The following is a 17,500-nucleotide window of genomic DNA, read 5'->3' as shown; positions in this document are numbered from 1 at the left end:
GGACGATCGCAAGATCGTTCCATCGCTGACAAAACGTGAAGTCAAGCACAATAAGGGCGTTTGGCGGATGCCTTGGCACTGAGAGGCGATGAAGGACGTGGCAGGCTGCGATAAGCTTCGGGGAGTTGCCAGCACACTTTGATCCGAAGATTTCCGAATGGGGAAACCCCATCCATCAGGATGATCGTTGACTGAATCCATAGGTCAACGAGGCAAACCCAGGGAACTGAAACATCTCAGTACCTGGAGGAAAGGACATCAACAGAGACTCCGCTAGTAGTGGCGAGCGAACGCGGACTAGGCCAGTGCTTCGATTGTAAGAACCGGAACACTCTGGAAAGAGTGGCCATAGCGGGTGATAGCCCCGTACGGGTAGAAAGCAGTCGGAGACTCGAGTAGGGCGGGACACGTGAAATCCTGTCTGAACACGGGGGGATCACCCTCCAAGCCTAAGTACTCCTCAGTGACCGATAGTGAACAAGTACCGTGAGGGAAAGGTGAAAAGCACCCCGACAAGGGGAGTGAAATAGACCTGAAACCGAACGCCTACAAACAGTCGGAGGCCGCAAGGCTAACGGCGTACCTTTTGTATAATGGGTCAGCGACTTACTCTGTGCAGCAAGCTTAAGCCGATAGGTGTAGGCGCAGCGAAAGCGAGTCTGAATAGGGCGCTTAGTTGCACGGAGTAGACCCGAAACCGGGTGATCTAGTCATGGGCAGGTTGAAGGTGCGGTAACACGCACTGGAGGACCGAACCGGTTACCGTTGCAAAGGTATCGGATGACCTGTGATTAGGGGTGAAAGGCCAACCAAACTCGGAAATAGCTGGTTCTCCGCGAAAACTATTTAGGTAGTGCGTCGTGTGATTACCGCCGGGGGTAGAGCACTGGATGGGCTAGGGGGACCCAAAGTCTTACCAAACCTAACCAAACTCCGAATACCGGCGAGTACAGCGCGGCAGACAGACGGCGGGTGCTAAGGTCCGTCGTCGAGAGGGAAACAGCCCAGACCGCCAGCTAAGGTCCCTAAGTCATGGCTAAGTGGGAAAGGATGTGGGAATTCCATAACAACCAGGAGGTTGGCTTAGAAGCAGCCATCCTTTAAAGAAAGCGTAATAGCTCACTGGTCTAATTAAGAAATCCTGCGCCGAAGATGTACCGGGGCTCAAGCCATGCACCGAAGCTGCGGACTCGAAAGAGTGGTAGCGGAGCGTTCCGTAAGCCTGCGAAGGGAGACCCGTGAGGGCTCCTGGAGGTATCGGAAGTGAGAATGCTGACATAAGTAGCGACAAAAAGCGTGAGAGACGCTTTCGCCGTAAGTCCAAGGGTTCCTGCGCAAGGTCAATCCGCGCAGGGTTAGCCGGCCCCTAAGTCGAGGGCGACAGCCGTAGACGATGGGAACCACGTCAATATTCGTGGGCCTGCTGGTGGTGACGGATCCGAAAAGTGGCCCGAGCTCGTTGGCGAATGCTCGGGCGGCCCAAGGGTTCCAGGAAATAGCCCCAGCGTATAGACCGTACCCTAAACCGACACAGGTGGACTGGTAGAGTATACCAAGGCGCTTGAGGGAACCATGTTGAAGGAACTAGGCAATTTACCCCCGTAACTTCGGGATAAGGGGGCCTCTGACGGTCTCGTCAGAGGGGCACAGACTAGGGGGTGGCGACTGTTTACCAAAAACACAGGGCTCTGCTAAGCCGTGAGGCGAAGTATAGGGTCTGACGCCTGCCCGGTGCCGGAAGGTTAAGAGGAGAGGTGCAAGCCTTGAATTGAAGCCCCGGTAAACGGCGGCCGTAACTATAACGGTCCTAAGGTAGCGAAATTCCTTGTCGGGTAAGTTCCGACCTGCACGAATGGCGTAACGACTTCCCCGCTGTCTCCAACATGGGCTCGGCGAAATTGAATTCCCCGTGAAGATGCGGGGTACCCGCAGTTAGACGGAAAGACCCCGTGCACCTTTACTACAACTTTGCAGTGGCATTAGAGAATGGATGTGTAGGATAGGCGGGAGCCTTTGAAGCCGGGGCGCTAGCTCTGGTGGAGGCAACCTTGAAATACCGCCCTTTTGTTCTTTGATGTCTAACCGAGGTCTGTCATCCAGATCCGGGACCCTGCATGGTGGGTAGTTTGACTGGGGCGGTCGCCTCCCAAAGAGTAACGGAGGCGCGCGATGGTGGGCTCAGGCCGGTCGGAAATCGGCTGCTGAGTGCAATGGCACAAGCCCGCCTGACTGCGAGACTGACAAGTCGAGCAGGGACGAAAGTCGGCCATAGTGATCCGGTGGTTCCGCGTGAGTGGGCCATCGCTCAACGGATAAAAGGTACGCCGGGGATAACAGGCTGATACCACCCAAGCGTCCACAGCGACGGTGGTGTTTGGCACCTCGATGTCGACTCATCACATCCTGGGGCTGGAGCAGGTCCCAAGGGTTCGGCTGTTCGCCGATTAAAGTGGTACGTGAGTTGGGTTCAAAACGTCGTGAGACAGTTTGGTCCCTATCTGCTGTGGGTGTTCGAGACTTGAGAGGAGCCGTCCTTAGTACGAGAGGACCGGGATGGACTTACCTCTGGTGTACCGGTTGTGACGCCAGTCGCAGCGCCGGGTAGCTATGTAGTGAAGGGATAAACGCTGAAAGCATCTAAGCGTGAAACCCGCCTCAAAACTAGGTCTCGCTGAGAGTCGTGGTAGACCACCACGTTGATAGGCCGCATGTGCAAGTGCAGTGATGCATTAAGCTTAGCGGTACTAATAGCTCGATCGGCTTGATTTCATTCGTTCCGTGCAGCGGTCGACATCCGCTGCTCGGCCTTGTGCACGACTTCTAAGACCTCACCCTTTGTATTCCGACGATCCGGTGGCTCTAGCGAGAGGTGTACACCCGATCCCATTCCGAACTCGGACGTGAAAACTCTCAGCGCCAATGGTACTGTGTCTCAAGGCACGGGAGAGTAGGTCGCTGCCGGATCTTCCGAATGCAAAGGGCAACATTCCGATACGACGATCAATGCACGTGGGATTTGACGCGGGGTGGAGCAGCCCGGTAGCTCGTCAGGCTCATAACCTGAAGGTCGTAGGTTCAAATCCTGCCCCCGCAACCAGCTTTACTTGCTTGGTAAGATCCGCAACAAAGGCCGCTCCCTCACGGGGGCGGCCTTTGTTGTTTTGGCGCAGGCGACGCTGGTCCTTGGTATCTGGGCCTTCGCTGATCTCGCTCGACAGGGCCTTCGCTTGGGCGATCGTCAGAATGCCGGCCAGGTCGCCGTGCACGTCGATCGTCAGCTTGCCGTCCGCCGGCGTCAGCACGATTTTGCTGACCAGTGATCGCAGGCGCTCGGCCGCTTCGGTCCGGGATCCGCCATCGTCGCCGCGAAGCGCGGCGGCCAATCCTGTCACTTGTTCCCGATAGAAGTCTGCCATTTTGGGATGAAGAAGCGGCGGCGGCTCTGCCGCGTGGGCAAGCTCGGTCTCGAGCTGCGCCTTGCGACGTTCGAACCCGTCCATTTTCGCCTTCATCGACGGGTGGTACATGCCGTCTGCAATGGCGTCGACCGTGGATTTGATCTGCTTGTCGATCCGGCCGAGCTCCATCTTGGCTGCCTTCAGTGAGGCGCCTCCCTCCATCCGCAGCCGATTCATTTCCCGCGCGAACTCGTCGCAGAATTCCCGAAACAGGGCCGGGTCCATGAGCTTGCTCTTCAGCGCGCCGAGAACCCGCTCCTCGAGATCCGCCCGCTTGATCGCCAGCCGATTGCTGCACGTGCCCTTGTTCCGGGCGGTCGAGCAGCCGACGTGGGTTGCGGAGATCATCGAGTAGCCACCACCACATACGCCGCAGCGTGTCAGGCCCGACAGCAGATAGCGTGCCCGGCGTCGCTCCCAGATGCCATTTGCCTTGCCAGTCTCGGTGTTCTGCTTGACGGTCTGTTGGCGCGCCTTCGCGGCATCCCAAAGTTCCTGCTCGACGATGCGCAGCTCCGGAGCTTCCTGGATTATCCAGTCCTCACGAGAATTGAGGCGTGACACACGCTTGCCGGTATCTGGATCCTTGATGAAGCGCTGCCGATTCCAGACGATCCGCCCGATGTACATTTCGTTGTTCAGGATGCCGTTGCCGCGCTTCGGGCTGCCGTAGATCGTGGTGAAGCCCCAGTCGCGGGCTGCTGGCCCGGCAATGCCGTCGCGATTGAGCCTTACCGCGATCTGCTTCGGCGAAGCCCCGGCCACATATTCGCGGAAGATGCGGCGTACGATCTCCGCTTCTGCCTGGTTGACGGAGCGGTTGCCTCGGATTGGCTCGCCCTTCGCGTCGATCTTCTTCACCACGTCATATCCGTAGGAGTTGCCGCCACCGGACTTGCCGTCCTCTACCCTCCCACGCAGGCCGCGGCGGACTTTGTCGGCGAGATCCTTGAGGAACAGGGCATTCATTGTGCCTTTCAGTCCGACATGCAGGTGTGTCACGTCTCCTTCGGAGAGCGTGACCATCCTCACATTGGCGAACGCAAGGCGCTTGAAGAGGCCGGCAATGTCTTCCTGATCGCGCGACAGCCGATCCATTGCTTCCGCGAGAACGACGTTGAAGCGTCCACGAAACGCGTCTGCGATCAGCGATTGGATGCCGGGCCGCAGCAGGGAGGCGCCGGAGATTGCCTGGTCGGAGTATTCCTCGACGATCTGCCAGCCCTGCTTCTCGGCATAGACCCGGCAAATGCGGAACTGGTCGACGATCGACGCGTCACGCTGATTGTCGGAAGAATAGCGGGCGTAGAGGGCGACCTTCATTGGACGGCACTCCTAGAGAGTCAGGAGCGACCCGCGCGGCGCTCCTCCATCGTCTTCTCGTACCATTGCCGCGCCGCGCGGCGCGCGAGCAGTCGTACCAACTCGACCAGCCGCGGGTCGGGGCCGTCGGCCGGCATGGCCTTCGGCTCCGGTTCCGTGACCGGCACGACCGGGCGGTCTCCGTTGGGCGGTCTTTGCAGCATGGCGCCGTCCGTGGCGAAAATCACTAGCTTCGGTGCCAAGATCGGAGGCAATGCGAGCCCAGGCAATTCGGTTGTGAGGCGTAAGACCGGCGGTGCGCGGCAGGTGATCGCGCAGGCTTTCGCAGGAACGCCAAGCCTTTCGCAAAGCAGCGTCGCACAAAGACCTATGCGTTTCGGTTCGGCGAACGCTCGCTAAGCAGGATCGAGGTGTCCCCATGCTACGAATGATGATACCTTTACAGGATTAATGTCAATATACGCCTAGTATAGGTAACATGCCGGCTAGCCCTTCGAAGCTGAAGACTCGCGCCCTTGCCCTCGTTCGGAAGAGGGGGATCGCCCGTGCCCGCGATTTTAACGCCGTCGGGGTCCCCCGGGTCTATCTGAAGCGGATGCAGGAAGAGGGGCTCCTGGTTCAGCGGGGTCGAGGCCTCTACCAACTCGCCGACGCCAAACTCTCGCCAGCGCACAGCCTGGCCGAGGCTGCCCGGATCGTCCCCCACGGCGTCATATGTCTTCTTTCGGCACTGCAGTTCCATGAGCTGACGACTCAAACACCTCACGAAGTCTGGATGCTCATCGGATGGAAGAAATGGGCTCCGACGCGACCGCCTGTCTCGCTCCGGATCATTCGGGCCACCGGCAAGTCCCTCACCGCCGGCATTGAGCTTCACAAGATCGAGCAGGTCCCGGTTCCGATCACCGTCCCGGCGAAGACGGTCGCTGATTGCTTCAAGTACCGAAACAAGATTGGACTGGACGTCGCTATCGAAGCCCTGCGCAGCTGTCTTCGCAATCGCCGAGCCACCGCTGACGACCTTTGGAAGTACGCCACCATCGATCGCGTGCAGAACGTGATGCGACCGTATCTCGAGGCCCTCCTGTGAACCGAAAGGGGCGCCCCCGGAACATCGCCGCATCGGTGAGGGCGCGGCTGACGCAGCGCGCCCGCGATAGGCAAGAGAACGTCCAGTTGGCCCTGATCCGCTACGCGATCGAGCGGCTGCTGTATCGACTCGGTCTTTCCTCCCATCGTGAAGAGTTCGTCCTCAAGGGGGCGATGCTCTTCAGTCTCTGGGCGCCTACCCCCTATCGCTCGACCGGCGATCTTGATCTTCTCGGATTCGGCGATCCGGCGCCCGAGCGCATCGTGTCGGTGTTTCGCGAAATCTGCTTACTCGCCGCGGCCGATGACGGCGTTGTCTTCAAGCCGGAGACCCTCCGGGCGCAAGCGGCGCGCCTCGAGGAAGAGTACAGCGGCATCCGTTTGACGCTGGACGCGGAAATCGCCGGGGCACGCTTGCCGCTTCAGATTGATATCGGCTTCGGCGACGTCGTCACCCCTGGCGTTCAGGACATCGACTACCCATCGCTGCTCGACATGCCTTTGCCGCACCTGCGGGCATACCCGCCGGAAACCGTGGTCGCGGAGAAGCTCCAAGCGCTGGTGGCCCTTGGGTTGCTCAACAGCCGGATGAAGGACTTCTTCGATCTATGGGCCATCTCGGAAACCTTCGCCTTTGCCGGATCGACCCTTGCCTATGCCATTCAGGCGACGTTCGAGCGACGTGCAACAGCCATTCCACTGGAAACACCTACCGCCCTGACAGCGACTTTCTCCAATGATCCGACGAAGCAAGCACAATGGCGCGGCTTCCTGCGTCGCACCGCCATCGCTCTTGCGCCAGCTCCATTGCCAGATCTCCTTCATCGCATCGGAGATTTTGTCATGCCTCCGCTGGAGGCTTTGCGAGGAGGCGCCGCGTTTACCAAGAACTGGACGCCTGGAGGGCCCTGGGAGTAGGTGCTCGGTCGTCAGGTGGTCCCACAATTATCTTCGCGGAAAAGAGTGAGAGGGCTGCGCCGGTTCCCGTGACGGATTGGAGGTCGAGAGAAAGTCTCCCGGCCGTCCGTCGTGGAGTATCCCTCATGGCAAAGACCGTTCAGAGGATCACCCTCAGCGCCTCGCGCGACATCCCCTTCAACAAGCTGGTGCTCAGCCAGTCCAACGTCCGCCGCCTGCAGGCCGGCGTCTCGGTCGAGGAGCTGGCCGAGGACATCGGCCGGCGCGGGCTCCTGCAGAGCCTCAACGTCCGGCCGGTCGTCGACGCCGAAGGCGCCGAGACCGGCCAGTTCGAAATCCCGGCCGGCGGCCGCCGTTACCGGGCCCTCGAATGCCTGGTCAGGCAGAAGCGCCTGTCGAAGACGGCGCTCATCCCCTGCATCGTGCGCGATCCTGGCGTCGAGGTGTCGGCGGAAGAGGATTCGCTGGCCGAAAACGTCCAGCGCGTCGCCCTGCATCCGCTGGATCAGTTCCGCGCCTTCAAGACGCTGCGCGACAAGGGCGCCGGCGAGGAGGAGATCGCTGCCCGCTTCTTCGTTGCGCCCGCCGTGGTGAAGCAGCGGCTGCGTCTCGCTGCCGTCTCCGAGAAGCTCCTCGACGTCTATGCCGAGGACGGCATGACCCTGGAGCAGCTCATGGCTTTCGCCGTCACCACCGACCGCGTCCGCCAGGAGCAGGTCTGGGAGGCGCTTGAGCACTCCTACAATAAGGAACCCTACCTGATCCGGCGCCAGCTCACCGAAAGCGCCGTAAGGGCCTCCGACCGTCGCGCGCGGTTCGTTGGGCTCGATACCTACGAGTCAGCCGGAGGCGTGGTCCTGCGGGATCTGTTCGAGGAAGACAATGGTGGCTGGCTCGAGGACGTCGCCTTGCTCGACCGGTTGGCGACCGAGAAGCTGGCAGCGGAGGCCCAGGCGATCGCCACCGAAGGCTGGAAGTGGATCGAGGTGGCCGTCGATTTCCGCTATGGCCACACGAGCCATCTTCGGCAACTCGAGGGTGTGACACTCGAGCTCACGCCAGAGGAGCAGATGATCTTCGATGCGCTGACCGCTGAGTACGCCAAGCTCGAAGGCGAATACGAAGGTGCCGACGAGCTGCCGGACGAGGTCGACGCCCGGCTCGGCGAGATCGAGACAGCGCTTACGGCCCTCGAGAACCGGCCCGTTCGCTATGAGCCGGCCGAGATCGCGCGCGCCGGCGCGTTTGTCAGCATCGACGCCGACGGACAGCTTACAGTCGATCGAGGCTTTGTCCGGCCGGAGGATGAGCCGTCGATGCAAGCCGGCGGCGAAGGGCCGATGGAAGGGGAGACCCATGAGGCCGGCGGGACAATACCTGCCGCTTCCGACGTGCAACGCACCGTCATCACCATTGGCGCCGGCGCGCCCGATGATGACGACGACGGCAGCGACGACGCCATCAGGCCGCTGCCCGAGCGGCTCGTGGGTGAACTGACGGCCCACCGCACGCTGGCCCTGCGCGATGCGGTGGCGAACAACCCGCGCGTCGCCCTGACTGCGCTGCTGCACAAGCTCTGCCTCGACACCTTCCAGCACAGCGCGCCCGGCGCATGCCTGGAAGCCTCGGTGCGGCATGTGTTTTTCCCCGTCCAGGCGGCCGACCTGAAGGACAGCCCCTCCGCCCAGGCGGTGACCGAGCGCCACGCGGCCTGGAAGGCCGAGCTGCCCAAGGACGACGACACGCTTTGGGACTGGCTCGTCGCTCTCGACGACACCCGCCGGGCCGCGCTACTCGCGCATTGCGTCTCGTTCGGCGTGAACGCCCTCTACGAGAAGGGCGACCGCTACGGCGGCCCGGGTGTCTCGGCGCACGGTGTCCAGTACCGTATCGCCCAGGCCGACCGGCTCGCCCGCGCCGTCGGTCTCGCCATGATCGAGGCCGGCTGGCGGCCCACGGTCGACAACTACCTTGGCCGCGTCACCAAGGCCCGGATACTCGAAGCCGTGCGGGAGGCGAAGGGCGAGCCCGCGGCGCAGCTCATCGACCACCTCAAGAAGGCCGAGATGGCGAAGGAGGCCGAGCGGCTGCTGGACGGCACGGGCTGGCTGCCCGAACCGCTGCGGCCCGCCGACAGCGAGGACGTGTCCAACACGCCCACCGACACGGTGGAGGAGCTTCCCGCTTTCCTCGCCGACTGCGAAGGCCAGGATGCCGCCACGGACGAATCGGAGCCGCATCCCATCGCCGCCGAATAGCCGCGACCCGCGGGGCGGCTTCGGCCGCCCGCGTTCTCGCCGCCAATCGTTGGAGAAGCCCGGCCGCTGTGCCGGGCTTTTCTCGTTGAGAGCTTCGTCACTTCCGATGCCCAAGGGGAGAGGGAGAGGACGGCCGGGACGGGTTTGAGCCGGCGGGGTCGAGAGAGAGCGCCCCCTGGTTCGGACCGTTCCCGCTCTCTCGAGGTCTCCTCATGTCGAATCTTTCCATCTCAGCGGCCACGCAGGTGCCGCTGCGCTCACTCGCCTGCGCTTCTGCCGATCTGCCCGCCGGTATTGGCGCGGCGGCGCACCTTCTTCTCCCTCACCTCCAACGCGGCCGTCGCATCGATGCGGTCATCCTGCGTGCCGCCATGGAGCAGGCCTTCGGCGGCTCCGATGCGGCCGGCGCCTGGGACTGGAAGACCGCCTACGACGCCTGTGAAGCGGCGACCGTGCTGTTCCTCCGCAAGTTCGGCCTGGTCATTCGGACTCGGGCTGGGTCGCCGGCTGCCGAACTGTCAATGCTCGGCAAGATCGCGGCGCTTCTGCCCACCCATACGAGGCGCTCCGAGGAGAGCCAGGCGCTGCAGCAGTTCTCGACGCCGATCGAGCTCGCATTCGCCGCCGCCACCGCGGCTGCGATCACCCCGGCCGATGTCGTGCTCGAGCCCTCGGCCGGTACGGGCTTGCTCGCCATCTTTGCTGAACTCGCGGGCAGCCGGCTAGCCCTGAATGAGCTGGTGGAAACCCGCGCGGCCTTGCTTGGGCAGCTCTTTCCCGGTGCTGCGACGACTTGCTACGACGCGGCTCACATCCACGACTATCTCGACGGCGCCGTGCGCCCGAGCGTCGTGCTGATGAACCCGCCGTTCTCGGCCGCGGCGCATGTCGACGGTACTGTCGCGGACGCCGCCCTCCGGCATGTCGCCTCCGCATTTGCCCGCGTCGCCGAGGGCGGACGGCTGGTCGCGATAACCGGCGCCAGTCTCTCGCCGGACCAACCGTCATGGCGCGAGGCCTTCGTCCGCCTCCAGGAACGCGGCCGCGTCGTGTTTAGCGCTGCCGTCGATGGGCGCGTTTATGCCCGCCACGGCACTACGGTCGAGACTCGGTTGACGGTCATCGATCGTGTGCCCGCCGTCGATCCGAGATCGTTTCCGGCATCGCCGGGCATGGCGCCCGACGCTGCCACGCTACTCGAGTGGGTGACCACCACTGTTCCAGCGCGTTTACCTGTTGACGGCGCGGTCGAGCTTCCGGCACCCGTCCATCGCGTCGCGGTCAGACCGAGCCGCAGGCCCGCACAACAGCCGCTCACCGTTGCGGGCAGTTCGCTCGAACGAGCGGGCACCGAACTCGCGTACGAGACTGTCGACTGGAAGCCGGCCGAGGGCGGCGTCCTCACCGAAGCGCTGTATGAAGGGTACGACCTGCAGTCGATCCGGATCGCGGGCGCGCGGCCACATCCGACCCGGCTCGTGCAATCCGCGGCGATGGCCTCGGTCGCGCCACCCAAGCCCACCTATCGGCCGCACCTGCCGACCAATGTCATCGCCGATGGCATGCTGTCGGACGCCCAGCTCGAGAGCGTCGTCTATGCCGGCGAAGCCCACGCCGGCCACCTCGCGGGATCGTGGGTGGCGGATGAGACCTTCGACGTCGTTTCGGCTGCGCCTGACGATGCCGAGAGCGCTGTGCGATTCCGGCGCGGTTGGATGCTGGGCGACGGCACTGGCGCCGGGAAGGGCCGCCAAGTCGCCGGCATCCTTTTGGACAACTGGCTAAAAGGCCGCCGCCGGGCGGTGTGGATCTCGAAGTCCGACAAGCTGATCGAGGATGCCCAGCGTGACTGGTCGGCGCTCGGCATGGAGCGGCTGCTGGTGACGCCGCTCGCCCGCTTCCGCCAGGGAACGCCGATTCGACTGGAGCAGGGCGTCCTTTTTGCCACCTACGCCACGCTACGGACCGACGCGCGCGAGGAAAGGGTTTCGCGGGTCCGCCAGATCGTCGAGTGGCTGGGATCGGACTTCGATGGAGTGATCGTGTTCGACGAGAGCCATGCCATGGCCAATGCCGCCGGCGGCAAGGGAGAGCGGGGCGACCAGGCGCCGTCGCAGCAAGGCCGTGCCGGCCTGCGCCTGCAGCATGCGCTGCCCAATGCCCGCGTGGTCTACGTCTCGGCCACGGGCGCCACCACGGTGCACAATCTCGCTTATGCTCAGCGACTCGGCCTCTGGGGTGGCGAGGATTTCCCCTTCGCCACGCGCGCCGAGTTCGTCCAGGCGATCGAGGCCGGCGGCATCGCCGCCATGGAGGTGCTGGCCCGCGATCTCAAGGCGCTCGGTCTCTATGCGGCCCGTTCCCTGTCCTACGAGGGCGTCGAATACGAGCTGGTCGAGCACGCGCTCACGCCGGAGCAGATCCGCATTTACGACGCTTATGCCGGCGCCTTCCAGGTCATCCACAACAATCTCGACGCCGCCCTGCAGGCCGCCAACGTCACCGGCGAGCGCGGCACGCTCAACGCGCAGGCCAAGTCGGCGGCGCGCTCAGCCTTCGAATCGGCCAAGCAGCGCTTCTTCTCCCACCTCATCACCTCGATGAAGACGCCGACGCTGATCGGGGCGATCGAGCGCGATCTTTTAGCCGGCCATGCCGCCGTCATACAAATCGTCTCCACCGGCGAGGCCCTGCTGGAACGCCGGCTGGCCGACATCCCGACCGAGGACTGGGGCGACGTCCAGGTCGACATCACGCCGCGCGAGTATGTACTCGACTACCTGGCACACAGCTTCCCGACCCAGCTCTTCGAGCCCTTCACGGACAGCGAGGGCAATCTCTCCTCGCGGCCGGTCTATCGCGACGGCCAGCCCGTGCCGTGCCGGGATGCTGTCGAGCGCCGCGACAGGCTGATCGAGCGGCTTGCCTCGCTCGCGCCGGTCCAGGGCGCTCTTGACCAGATCGTGCAGCGCTTCGGCACCGACCTGGTCGCCGAGGTGACCGGCCGGTCGCGGCGGATCGTGCGCAAGGGAGACCGGCTTTGCGTCGAGACCCGTCCGGGTTCCGCCAATCTCGCCGAAGCGCAGGCCTTCATGGATGACGGCAAGCGCATCCTCGTGTTCAGCGATGCCGGAGGCACCGGCCGCTCCTACCACGCCGACCTTTTAGCCCGGAACCAGCGCCTACGCGTTCACTATCTACTGGAGGCCGGCTGGAAGGCAGATACCGCCATCCAGGGCCTGGGCCGCAGCAATCGCACCAATCAGGCACAGCCGCCCCTGTTCCGGCCGATCGCCACCGACGTGAAGGCTGAGAAGCGCTTCCTGTCCACCATCGCCCGGCGGCTCGACACGTTGGGCGCCATCACCAAGGGCCAGCGCCAGACTGGCGGCCAGGGACTGTTCCGGGCCGACGACAATCTCGAATCGCCCTATGGCCGTGCCGCCTTGAGGCAGCTCTACCTCCTGCTGTCCGCCGGCAAGGTCGAGGGCTGTTCGCTCATGGCCTTCGAGGAGGTCACCGGCCTGCATCTGACCGACCAGGACGGCAGCCTGCGCGAGGAGTTGCCGCCGATCACGACCTTCCTCAACCGGCTGCTGGCGCTGACCATCGATCTTCAGAACACGCTGTTCGGCGTCTTCGAGGATCTTCTGCGGGCGAAGATCGAGGGCGCGCAGGCCTCCGGGACCTACGATGTCGGCGTCGAAACATTGACTGCCGAGAGCCTGGTCGTGACCGACCGGCGCTCGCTCTATGCCCATCCGCAGACCGGCGCGGAGACCCAAGTGTTCACCATCCGTCGGCGGGAGCGCAATCGGCCGTTCTCACTCGCCGAGGCGCTGGATCGCGCGGACGACCCGCGCGCCCTGCTGCTGGTCAATGCGCAGTCCGGCCGGGCGGCGGTGCAAGTCTCGGCGCCGAGCCTCATGCTCGACGATGGCGAGGTCGAACGCCGTGTCCGCCTGCTGCGGCCGATGGAACGAACATCCATGGCATTGGCGGCGTTGGACCAGACGCACTGGGAGGGGGCCGATCGCGTCGCGTTCACCGAAGCCTGGGAGCGGGAACTCGTCGAGATTCCCGCCTTTACCGACAGCACTCTTCACATTGTCACGGGTCTGTTGCTGCCGATCTGGAAACGGCTGCCGGAGGACTCCATGCGAGTCTACCGCCTGCAGACGGACACAGGCGAGCGCGTGATCGGCCGGTTGGTCTCGCCGGCCTGGGTGGCGCAGGCCGTCAGCGCTGATGGCGTGAGCATCGCACCGCCTGACGCCTGGGCCGCCGTGCTCGATGGTCGGACCATCCTCGAGCTGCAGGACGGGCTGAGCCTGCGCCGCGCCAGGGTGATGGGCCTGTTCCGGGTGGAGCTCTGCGGCTTCACCGACGGCATGGTCGATCGCCTGAAGGCGATGGGACTGATCTCCGAGATCATCGCCTGGAAGCTGCGCCTGTTCGTGCCGACCGGCGCCGAGGGTCCCGAGATCCTCGCCGGGTTGATGGAACGCTACCCGATCGCGCGCATCGCCGATCGGGTGGCAGCGTGAGGGGCGGCCATGTCGTCGCCCGCCGCCGATCTCGCCCGCCGCCTCGCGCGCAACGCCGAGGCGGTGTGCCGCCACTATCTCTCCAACGGCCATCGTGAGGGCCGCTATTGGCTGGTCGGCGATGTTGCCAACACCCGGGGCCGCAGCCTGTTCGTCCGCCTCAGCGGACCGGACCATGGCAAGGGCGCCGCCGGCAAGTGGACCGACGCCGCCACCGGCGAGCATGGCGACCTTTTAGACCTCATTTGCCTCAATCGAGGTCTGAATCGCCTGCGCGACGCCCTGGACGAGGCCCGCGCGTTCCTCGCCTTGCCGCCGGACCAGATCGCTCCACGGCAGGATCGTCTTCCCGCGCCGCGGGGTTCACCTCAGTCCGCACGCCGTCTCTACGCCATGTCCCGGCCGATAACTGGCACTCTGGCGCAAACCTACCTGCACAGCCGCGGCATCGTGACTGTGCCCGACGGTGACCCGCTGCGCTTCCATCCGCGCTGCTACTACCGCCCCGACGAGGCCAGCCCAACCGAGACCTGGCCGGCCCTGATCGCGGCCGTTACCGACCTCGGCGGCAGGATCACCGGAGTGCATCGCACTTGGCTCGACCGGTCTGGCCAAGACAAGGCGCCCATCGACTCGCCGCGACGGGCCATGGGCCATCTCCTGGGTCACGGCGTTCGCTTCGGTGTGGCCGACGACGTGATAGCCGCCGGGGAGGGGATCGAGACCATGCTATCGCTGCGCAGCGTGCTGCCAACCCTGCCGATGGTCGCCGCGCTCTCGGCCAACCACCTCGCGGCGCTGCTGCTTCCAACGACACTGCGCCGTCTCTATATCGCACGCGATGCCGATCCGGCCGGTGATGCTGCAACGGCCAGCCTGTGCAACCGCGCCGAGGCTGCCGGAATCGAGGTGGGGAGCCTTTTGCCCTGCTTCGACGACTTCAACGAGGATCTCCGCCGCCTGGGCGTCGAAAGGCTCCGAGCATCCCTGCGCCGGCAGCTCGCCCCGCAGGACATCGTTCGCTTCCTGGGCTTGGCGACGGCGGCGACAGGATGAACACGGGCACGGCGAATCGCGTCTTGGCCGGTCGCTCTGTTGCCCTTCGGATCGGAGGAGCGCGCGCCCTGGCCTTCTAGAGGGGCGATCGGACGGCAAGCCGCCCGGTCCCGCAACGACGGTCCTTCGGCTTTCTTCCCCTGCCGGCTGAAGCCGGCATTCCTCGCGAGGCAAGAAAGCCTCGGCTCGTCGTCCTCCGCTGCGCTCCGGCCGCAAGCGGTGCAGGCCCGGTCTGCCTGCCGTCTGTCGACGCCCACGAAGGCCGCGATGGGCGCGGCCGATCCGACAAAGGACATCATCATGGCAACCAACGACGATCCCGAATTCGAGCCCGTGCACGCGTCATCTCCGACCGATCACGTCCTCACCGAGCTGCAGCTCTACGGTCATCGTCCCTTCCAGGACGATCCCGATCCCCGGCCATTGCCGGAAGCGCAGACCATCACCGGCGCCGTCGTCGACATCTTCGATGCGTTCGTCTCGACACTCACCGACACCCGCCTCGAACCCGACCTCGAGGAGCTTCTGTGGTCGGCCGTCAACCTGTTCCATCGCGCCACTGGCCGGATCGAGCGCGAGCTCGACGCCAACGAGCAGGAGCAGCGCCGGAGCCAGAAGGAGCAGAACGGCTCGGAAGTGCGCTCGGTCGAACTGGAGCGACTCGTCGCCGAGGGCCTGACCCTGATCGAACGCCGCAATGCCCTAGAACTCTTCCGCGACCAGGCCGCCGATCGCTTCGAGGTCCATACCGGCTCGGCCTGGCGGCCACGCACCGGGTCGATGGTCAACCACCGGGCGCTCACCGCGGCGATGATCGACAGCCGGGACTTCCTGGCCGCCCGGCGCCGGGCCGACACCGAGCTGCTGGTGCCCGCCGGTCCCAAAATCGCCTTCACCGGGGGTGCCGACTTCAACGACCATCGCCTGATCTGGAGCACACTCGATAAGGTCCGCGTCAAGCATCCCGACATGGTCCTGCTGCACGGCGGCTCGCCGACCGGCGCCGAGCGCATCGCCGCCCGCTGGGCCGACGACCGCGAGGTGGCTCACATCCCCTTCAAGCCGGACTGGACCCGCCACGCCAAGGCAGCACCCTTCAAGCGCAACGACCAGATCCTGGAAGTCCTGCCGATCGGCGTCATCGTCTTCCCGGGCTCGGGCATCCAGGAGAACCTCGCCGACAAGGCCCGCAAGCTCGGCATCCCGGTCTGGCGCTTCGGTTCAGGCGGCGCGTAACAGGCTGTGTGAAAACGCTGGTGCGTCGTTTTGGCGGGGCACCAGCCAGCGCAAACCCCTGGCCATTCTTTGTCAGCTGCGCTGCGCTCGCAGGTTGATGCTGCGGATCATGTTGAAGGTGCAAGTGGACTGGCTTTCATATTCGATGTCTCCCGCACTAGCTGGCGCAGCAGTCGTCACCTTTGCCCTCTTGAATTGGCGGGCAAGGCACCGACCCATAGGAACAGAACACGCAGCAATCACCCTGCTTGGGCTTGAGCAGCGTGTTGCAGGCCGTGCACTCGTAGAAATACTGGCACGCGTTGGTTGGCATCGTCTCGACCTTGGCGACGCCGCAGCTCGGGCAGGTCAGGGTCGATTGGAGAAGGACGGTCATATCGGGGGCTCGATCCAGAAGGTAAGGGCCAACAGGCCGACGGCCAATACCAGAGTGATCTTGCTACCCCAGTCGACTGTCGGGCGATTGCACGTTGCACCGGGGGCGCAAAGCCGCGCCCGCCGCTGACGCCACATGATGAAGCCGGCGGCGCCCAGGCAAATCACGGCGCCGTAGAGCAACTCCTGCTGATACTGCGCCGCGAGGTAGCCGACGCCGACAAGGGAGGCGGCACTTATTCCCAGGAGTGACAGGGCGACGGGCAGGGCACAGCACGAGGCCACCCCGAAGGCCGCAAGCAGACCGCCAGCGGCCAGGACCGTCTTTGCAGTGTCAGCGACGGGTGGTCCACTCGGCGCCGATCCCGTGGTCTTGCTCTCGGTCATGCGCAATGATGTACACCCTGTAGGAACTCCAGACTCAATACCCAAGAAACATCAAAGGAATGTGATGCCATGTCGGCCCCAGACATCTTCTCGATCGGCGTTCTGTCCGAGCGCTCGGGCGTGAACATCGAAACCATCCGTTACTACGAACGCGCCGGCCTGCTGCAGAAACCGGCTCGAAGTCCCGGCGGCTATCGGCTCTATCGGACCGTCGATGTCACGCGTCTTTCCTTCATCCGTCGCGCGAGGGACCTCGGCTTCTCGCTCGACGAGATCCGCCATCTGCTCGACCTTGCCGATCAGAAATTCCGGTCCTGCCGGCGAGTGCATGACATCGGCCTCACGCACCTGACGGAAGTTCGCGCCAAGATCCGGGATCTGCGACGGATGGAAGGCATCCTCGCCACGATGGTCAAGGCCTGTGCCAATGGCACAATGCCGACATGCCCGCTCTTAGAGGTATTGGCATCAGCTTGACTGACCCGCCTATCGAGGCTCCCGCCGTTTCACACAGCCTGGTAAGCGCCGCCTTTTGGCCAACTTCACAGTCGACAGTTACTAGGTCGCGCCATGGTGGTGGTGGAAGGCGCAGCCGTTCGACTCTTGTCACGGAGATCCACCATGCTTGCCATCGTTCTCGGCGTTTTCGGCCTCGGCTTCTGCTGCTGGCTCCTGTTCACGCTCGCCATCTATGCGCTTCCCTTCCTTGCCGTATGTGGCCGGCCACATACGGCAAGTTATGTGGCGTTCCCCGATATGTGGCGCGCACGTGGTAAATGTATCTGTAGAGCCTGGTAGCGGACTCCTTACGCCACATATTTTTGTGTGGATGATCGTCGTCCATCATCGCGAT

At 63.9% G+C, this 17,500-nt stretch carries 12 protein-coding genes, 1 tRNA gene, 2 rRNA genes and 1 pseudogene; 12 read left to right on the top strand and 4 right to left on the bottom strand.

The genetic code is table 11. From position 1 onward, the window contains the following. Positions 1–39: 39 nt before the first annotated feature. From LJ725_RS26180 to LJ725_RS29270, 5 genes are all read left to right on the top strand, one after another. Positions 40–2,769, top strand: a 23S ribosomal RNA gene (locus LJ725_RS26180). 80 nt (positions 2,770–2,849) lie between these two features. After that, positions 2,850–2,964 (top strand): 5S ribosomal RNA (gene rrf, locus LJ725_RS26175). A 56-nt stretch (positions 2,965–3,020) separates the two neighbouring features. Then, a tRNA-Met gene (locus LJ725_RS26170) sits at positions 3,021–3,097 on the top strand. Positions 3,098–3,104: 7 nt separating this feature from the next. Continuing rightward, on the top strand, positions 3,105–3,320 hold the full coding sequence (locus LJ725_RS29275; RefSeq protein WP_329958399.1) for a hypothetical protein: 216 nt from the start codon (positions 3,105–3,107) through the stop codon (positions 3,318–3,320). A 102-nt stretch (positions 3,321–3,422) separates the two neighbouring features. Continuing rightward, entirely contained in the window at positions 3,423–3,605 is a 183-nt protein-coding gene (locus LJ725_RS29270; protein WP_329958398.1) for a hypothetical protein, read from the top strand. Between the two features lie 99 nt (positions 3,606–3,704). On the opposite strand, the pseudogene LJ725_RS29265 reads toward LJ725_RS29270, so the two are convergent. After that, positions 3,705–4,781, bottom strand: a pseudogene (locus LJ725_RS29265) (recombinase family protein); the annotation flags it as partial. Positions 4,782–4,801: 20 nt separating this feature from the next. Beyond that, the gene (locus LJ725_RS26160) at positions 4,802–4,984 is read right to left on the bottom strand and encodes a hypothetical protein (protein WP_230553904.1); all 183 of its coding nucleotides are present in this window, start codon (positions 4,982–4,984) and stop codon (positions 4,802–4,804) included. A 275-nt stretch (positions 4,985–5,259) separates the two neighbouring features. Between LJ725_RS26160 and LJ725_RS26155 the strand changes: the two genes are divergently transcribed. The 6 genes from LJ725_RS26155 to LJ725_RS26130 all read left to right on the top strand — a co-directional run bounded on the left by LJ725_RS26155 (position 5,260) and on the right by LJ725_RS26130 (position 15,885). Continuing rightward, on the top strand, positions 5,260–5,871 hold the full coding sequence (locus LJ725_RS26155) for a type IV toxin-antitoxin system AbiEi family antitoxin domain-containing protein (RefSeq protein WP_230553903.1): 612 nt from the start codon (positions 5,260–5,262) through the stop codon (positions 5,869–5,871). Between the two features lie 86 nt (positions 5,872–5,957). Then, a complete protein-coding gene (locus LJ725_RS26150) occupies positions 5,958–6,788 on the top strand; it encodes a nucleotidyl transferase AbiEii/AbiGii toxin family protein (protein ID WP_230553902.1) in 831 nt (276 codons plus the stop codon). 125 nt (positions 6,789–6,913) lie between these two features. After that, complete coding sequence (locus tag LJ725_RS26145) at positions 6,914–9,046, top strand: ParB/RepB/Spo0J family partition protein (RefSeq protein ID WP_230553901.1); 2,133 nt, start codon at positions 6,914–6,916, stop codon at positions 9,044–9,046. Between the two features lie 212 nt (positions 9,047–9,258). Beyond that, positions 9,259–13,593, top strand: a complete 4,335-nt coding sequence (locus tag LJ725_RS26140; RefSeq protein WP_230553900.1) for a strawberry notch family protein — start codon at positions 9,259–9,261, stop codon at positions 13,591–13,593. Between the two features lie 9 nt (positions 13,594–13,602). Then, positions 13,603–14,649 (top strand): DUF7146 domain-containing protein, encoded by a 1,047-nt coding sequence (locus LJ725_RS26135; RefSeq protein WP_230553899.1) that lies wholly within the window; start codon positions 13,603–13,605, stop codon positions 14,647–14,649. 300 nt (positions 14,650–14,949) lie between these two features. After that, positions 14,950–15,885 (top strand): DUF2493 domain-containing protein, encoded by a 936-nt coding sequence (locus LJ725_RS26130; protein ID WP_230553898.1) that lies wholly within the window; start codon positions 14,950–14,952, stop codon positions 15,883–15,885. A 157-nt stretch (positions 15,886–16,042) separates the two neighbouring features. Here the strand turns inward: LJ725_RS26130 and LJ725_RS26125 are convergent, their stop codons facing one another. After that, a complete protein-coding gene (locus LJ725_RS26125; RefSeq protein WP_230553897.1) occupies positions 16,043–16,261 on the bottom strand; it encodes a GDCCVxC domain-containing (seleno)protein in 219 nt (72 codons plus the stop codon). Then, positions 16,258–16,647, bottom strand: coding sequence for a hypothetical protein (locus tag LJ725_RS26120; protein ID WP_230553896.1), 390 nt, complete (start codon positions 16,645–16,647; stop codon positions 16,258–16,260). The genes LJ725_RS26125 and LJ725_RS26120 overlap by 4 nt, the downstream gene beginning before the upstream one ends. 69 nt (positions 16,648–16,716) lie before the next feature. Between LJ725_RS26120 and LJ725_RS26115 the strand changes: the two genes are divergently transcribed. After that, positions 16,717–17,124: a MerR family transcriptional regulator gene (locus tag LJ725_RS26115; protein WP_230553895.1), complete on the top strand. Its 408-nt coding sequence runs from the start codon at positions 16,717–16,719 to the stop codon at positions 17,122–17,124. Positions 17,125–17,500 lie beyond the last annotated feature (376 nt).

Source organism: Reyranella aquatilis (assembly GCF_020880995.1).
Classification (GTDB): domain Bacteria; phylum Pseudomonadota; class Alphaproteobacteria; order Reyranellales; family Reyranellaceae; genus Reyranella; species Reyranella aquatilis.
Note: the sequence above shows the minus strand (reverse complement) of the source record. Positions and strands in the feature narration are given on the sequence as shown.

Bases quoted from the DNA above. Each gene is read 5' to 3' on its own strand.
- LJ725_RS29270 (WP_329958398.1), top strand. From the start codon at position 3,423: ATGAAGAAGCGGCGGCGGCTCTGCCGCGTGGGCAAGCTCGGTCTCGAG.
- LJ725_RS26160 (WP_230553904.1), bottom strand. From the start codon at position 4,984: ATGCTGCAAAGACCGCCCAACGGAGACCGCCCGGTCGTGCCGGTCACG.
- LJ725_RS26155 (WP_230553903.1), top strand. From the start codon at position 5,260: ATGCCGGCTAGCCCTTCGAAGCTGAAGACTCGCGCCCTTGCCCTCGTT.
- LJ725_RS26145 (WP_230553901.1), top strand. From the start codon at position 6,914: ATGGCAAAGACCGTTCAGAGGATCACCCTCAGCGCCTCGCGCGACATC.
- LJ725_RS26140 (WP_230553900.1), top strand. From the start codon at position 9,259: ATGTCGAATCTTTCCATCTCAGCGGCCACGCAGGTGCCGCTGCGCTCA.
- LJ725_RS26135 (WP_230553899.1), top strand. From the start codon at position 13,603: ATGTCGTCGCCCGCCGCCGATCTCGCCCGCCGCCTCGCGCGCAACGCC.
- LJ725_RS26130 (WP_230553898.1), top strand. From the start codon at position 14,950: ATGGCAACCAACGACGATCCCGAATTCGAGCCCGTGCACGCGTCATCT.
- LJ725_RS26125 (WP_230553897.1), bottom strand. From the start codon at position 16,261: ATGACCGTCCTTCTCCAATCGACCCTGACCTGCCCGAGCTGCGGCGTC.
- LJ725_RS26120 (WP_230553896.1), bottom strand. From the start codon at position 16,647: ATGACCGAGAGCAAGACCACGGGATCGGCGCCGAGTGGACCACCCGTC.
- LJ725_RS26115 (WP_230553895.1), top strand. From the start codon at position 16,717: ATGTCGGCCCCAGACATCTTCTCGATCGGCGTTCTGTCCGAGCGCTCG.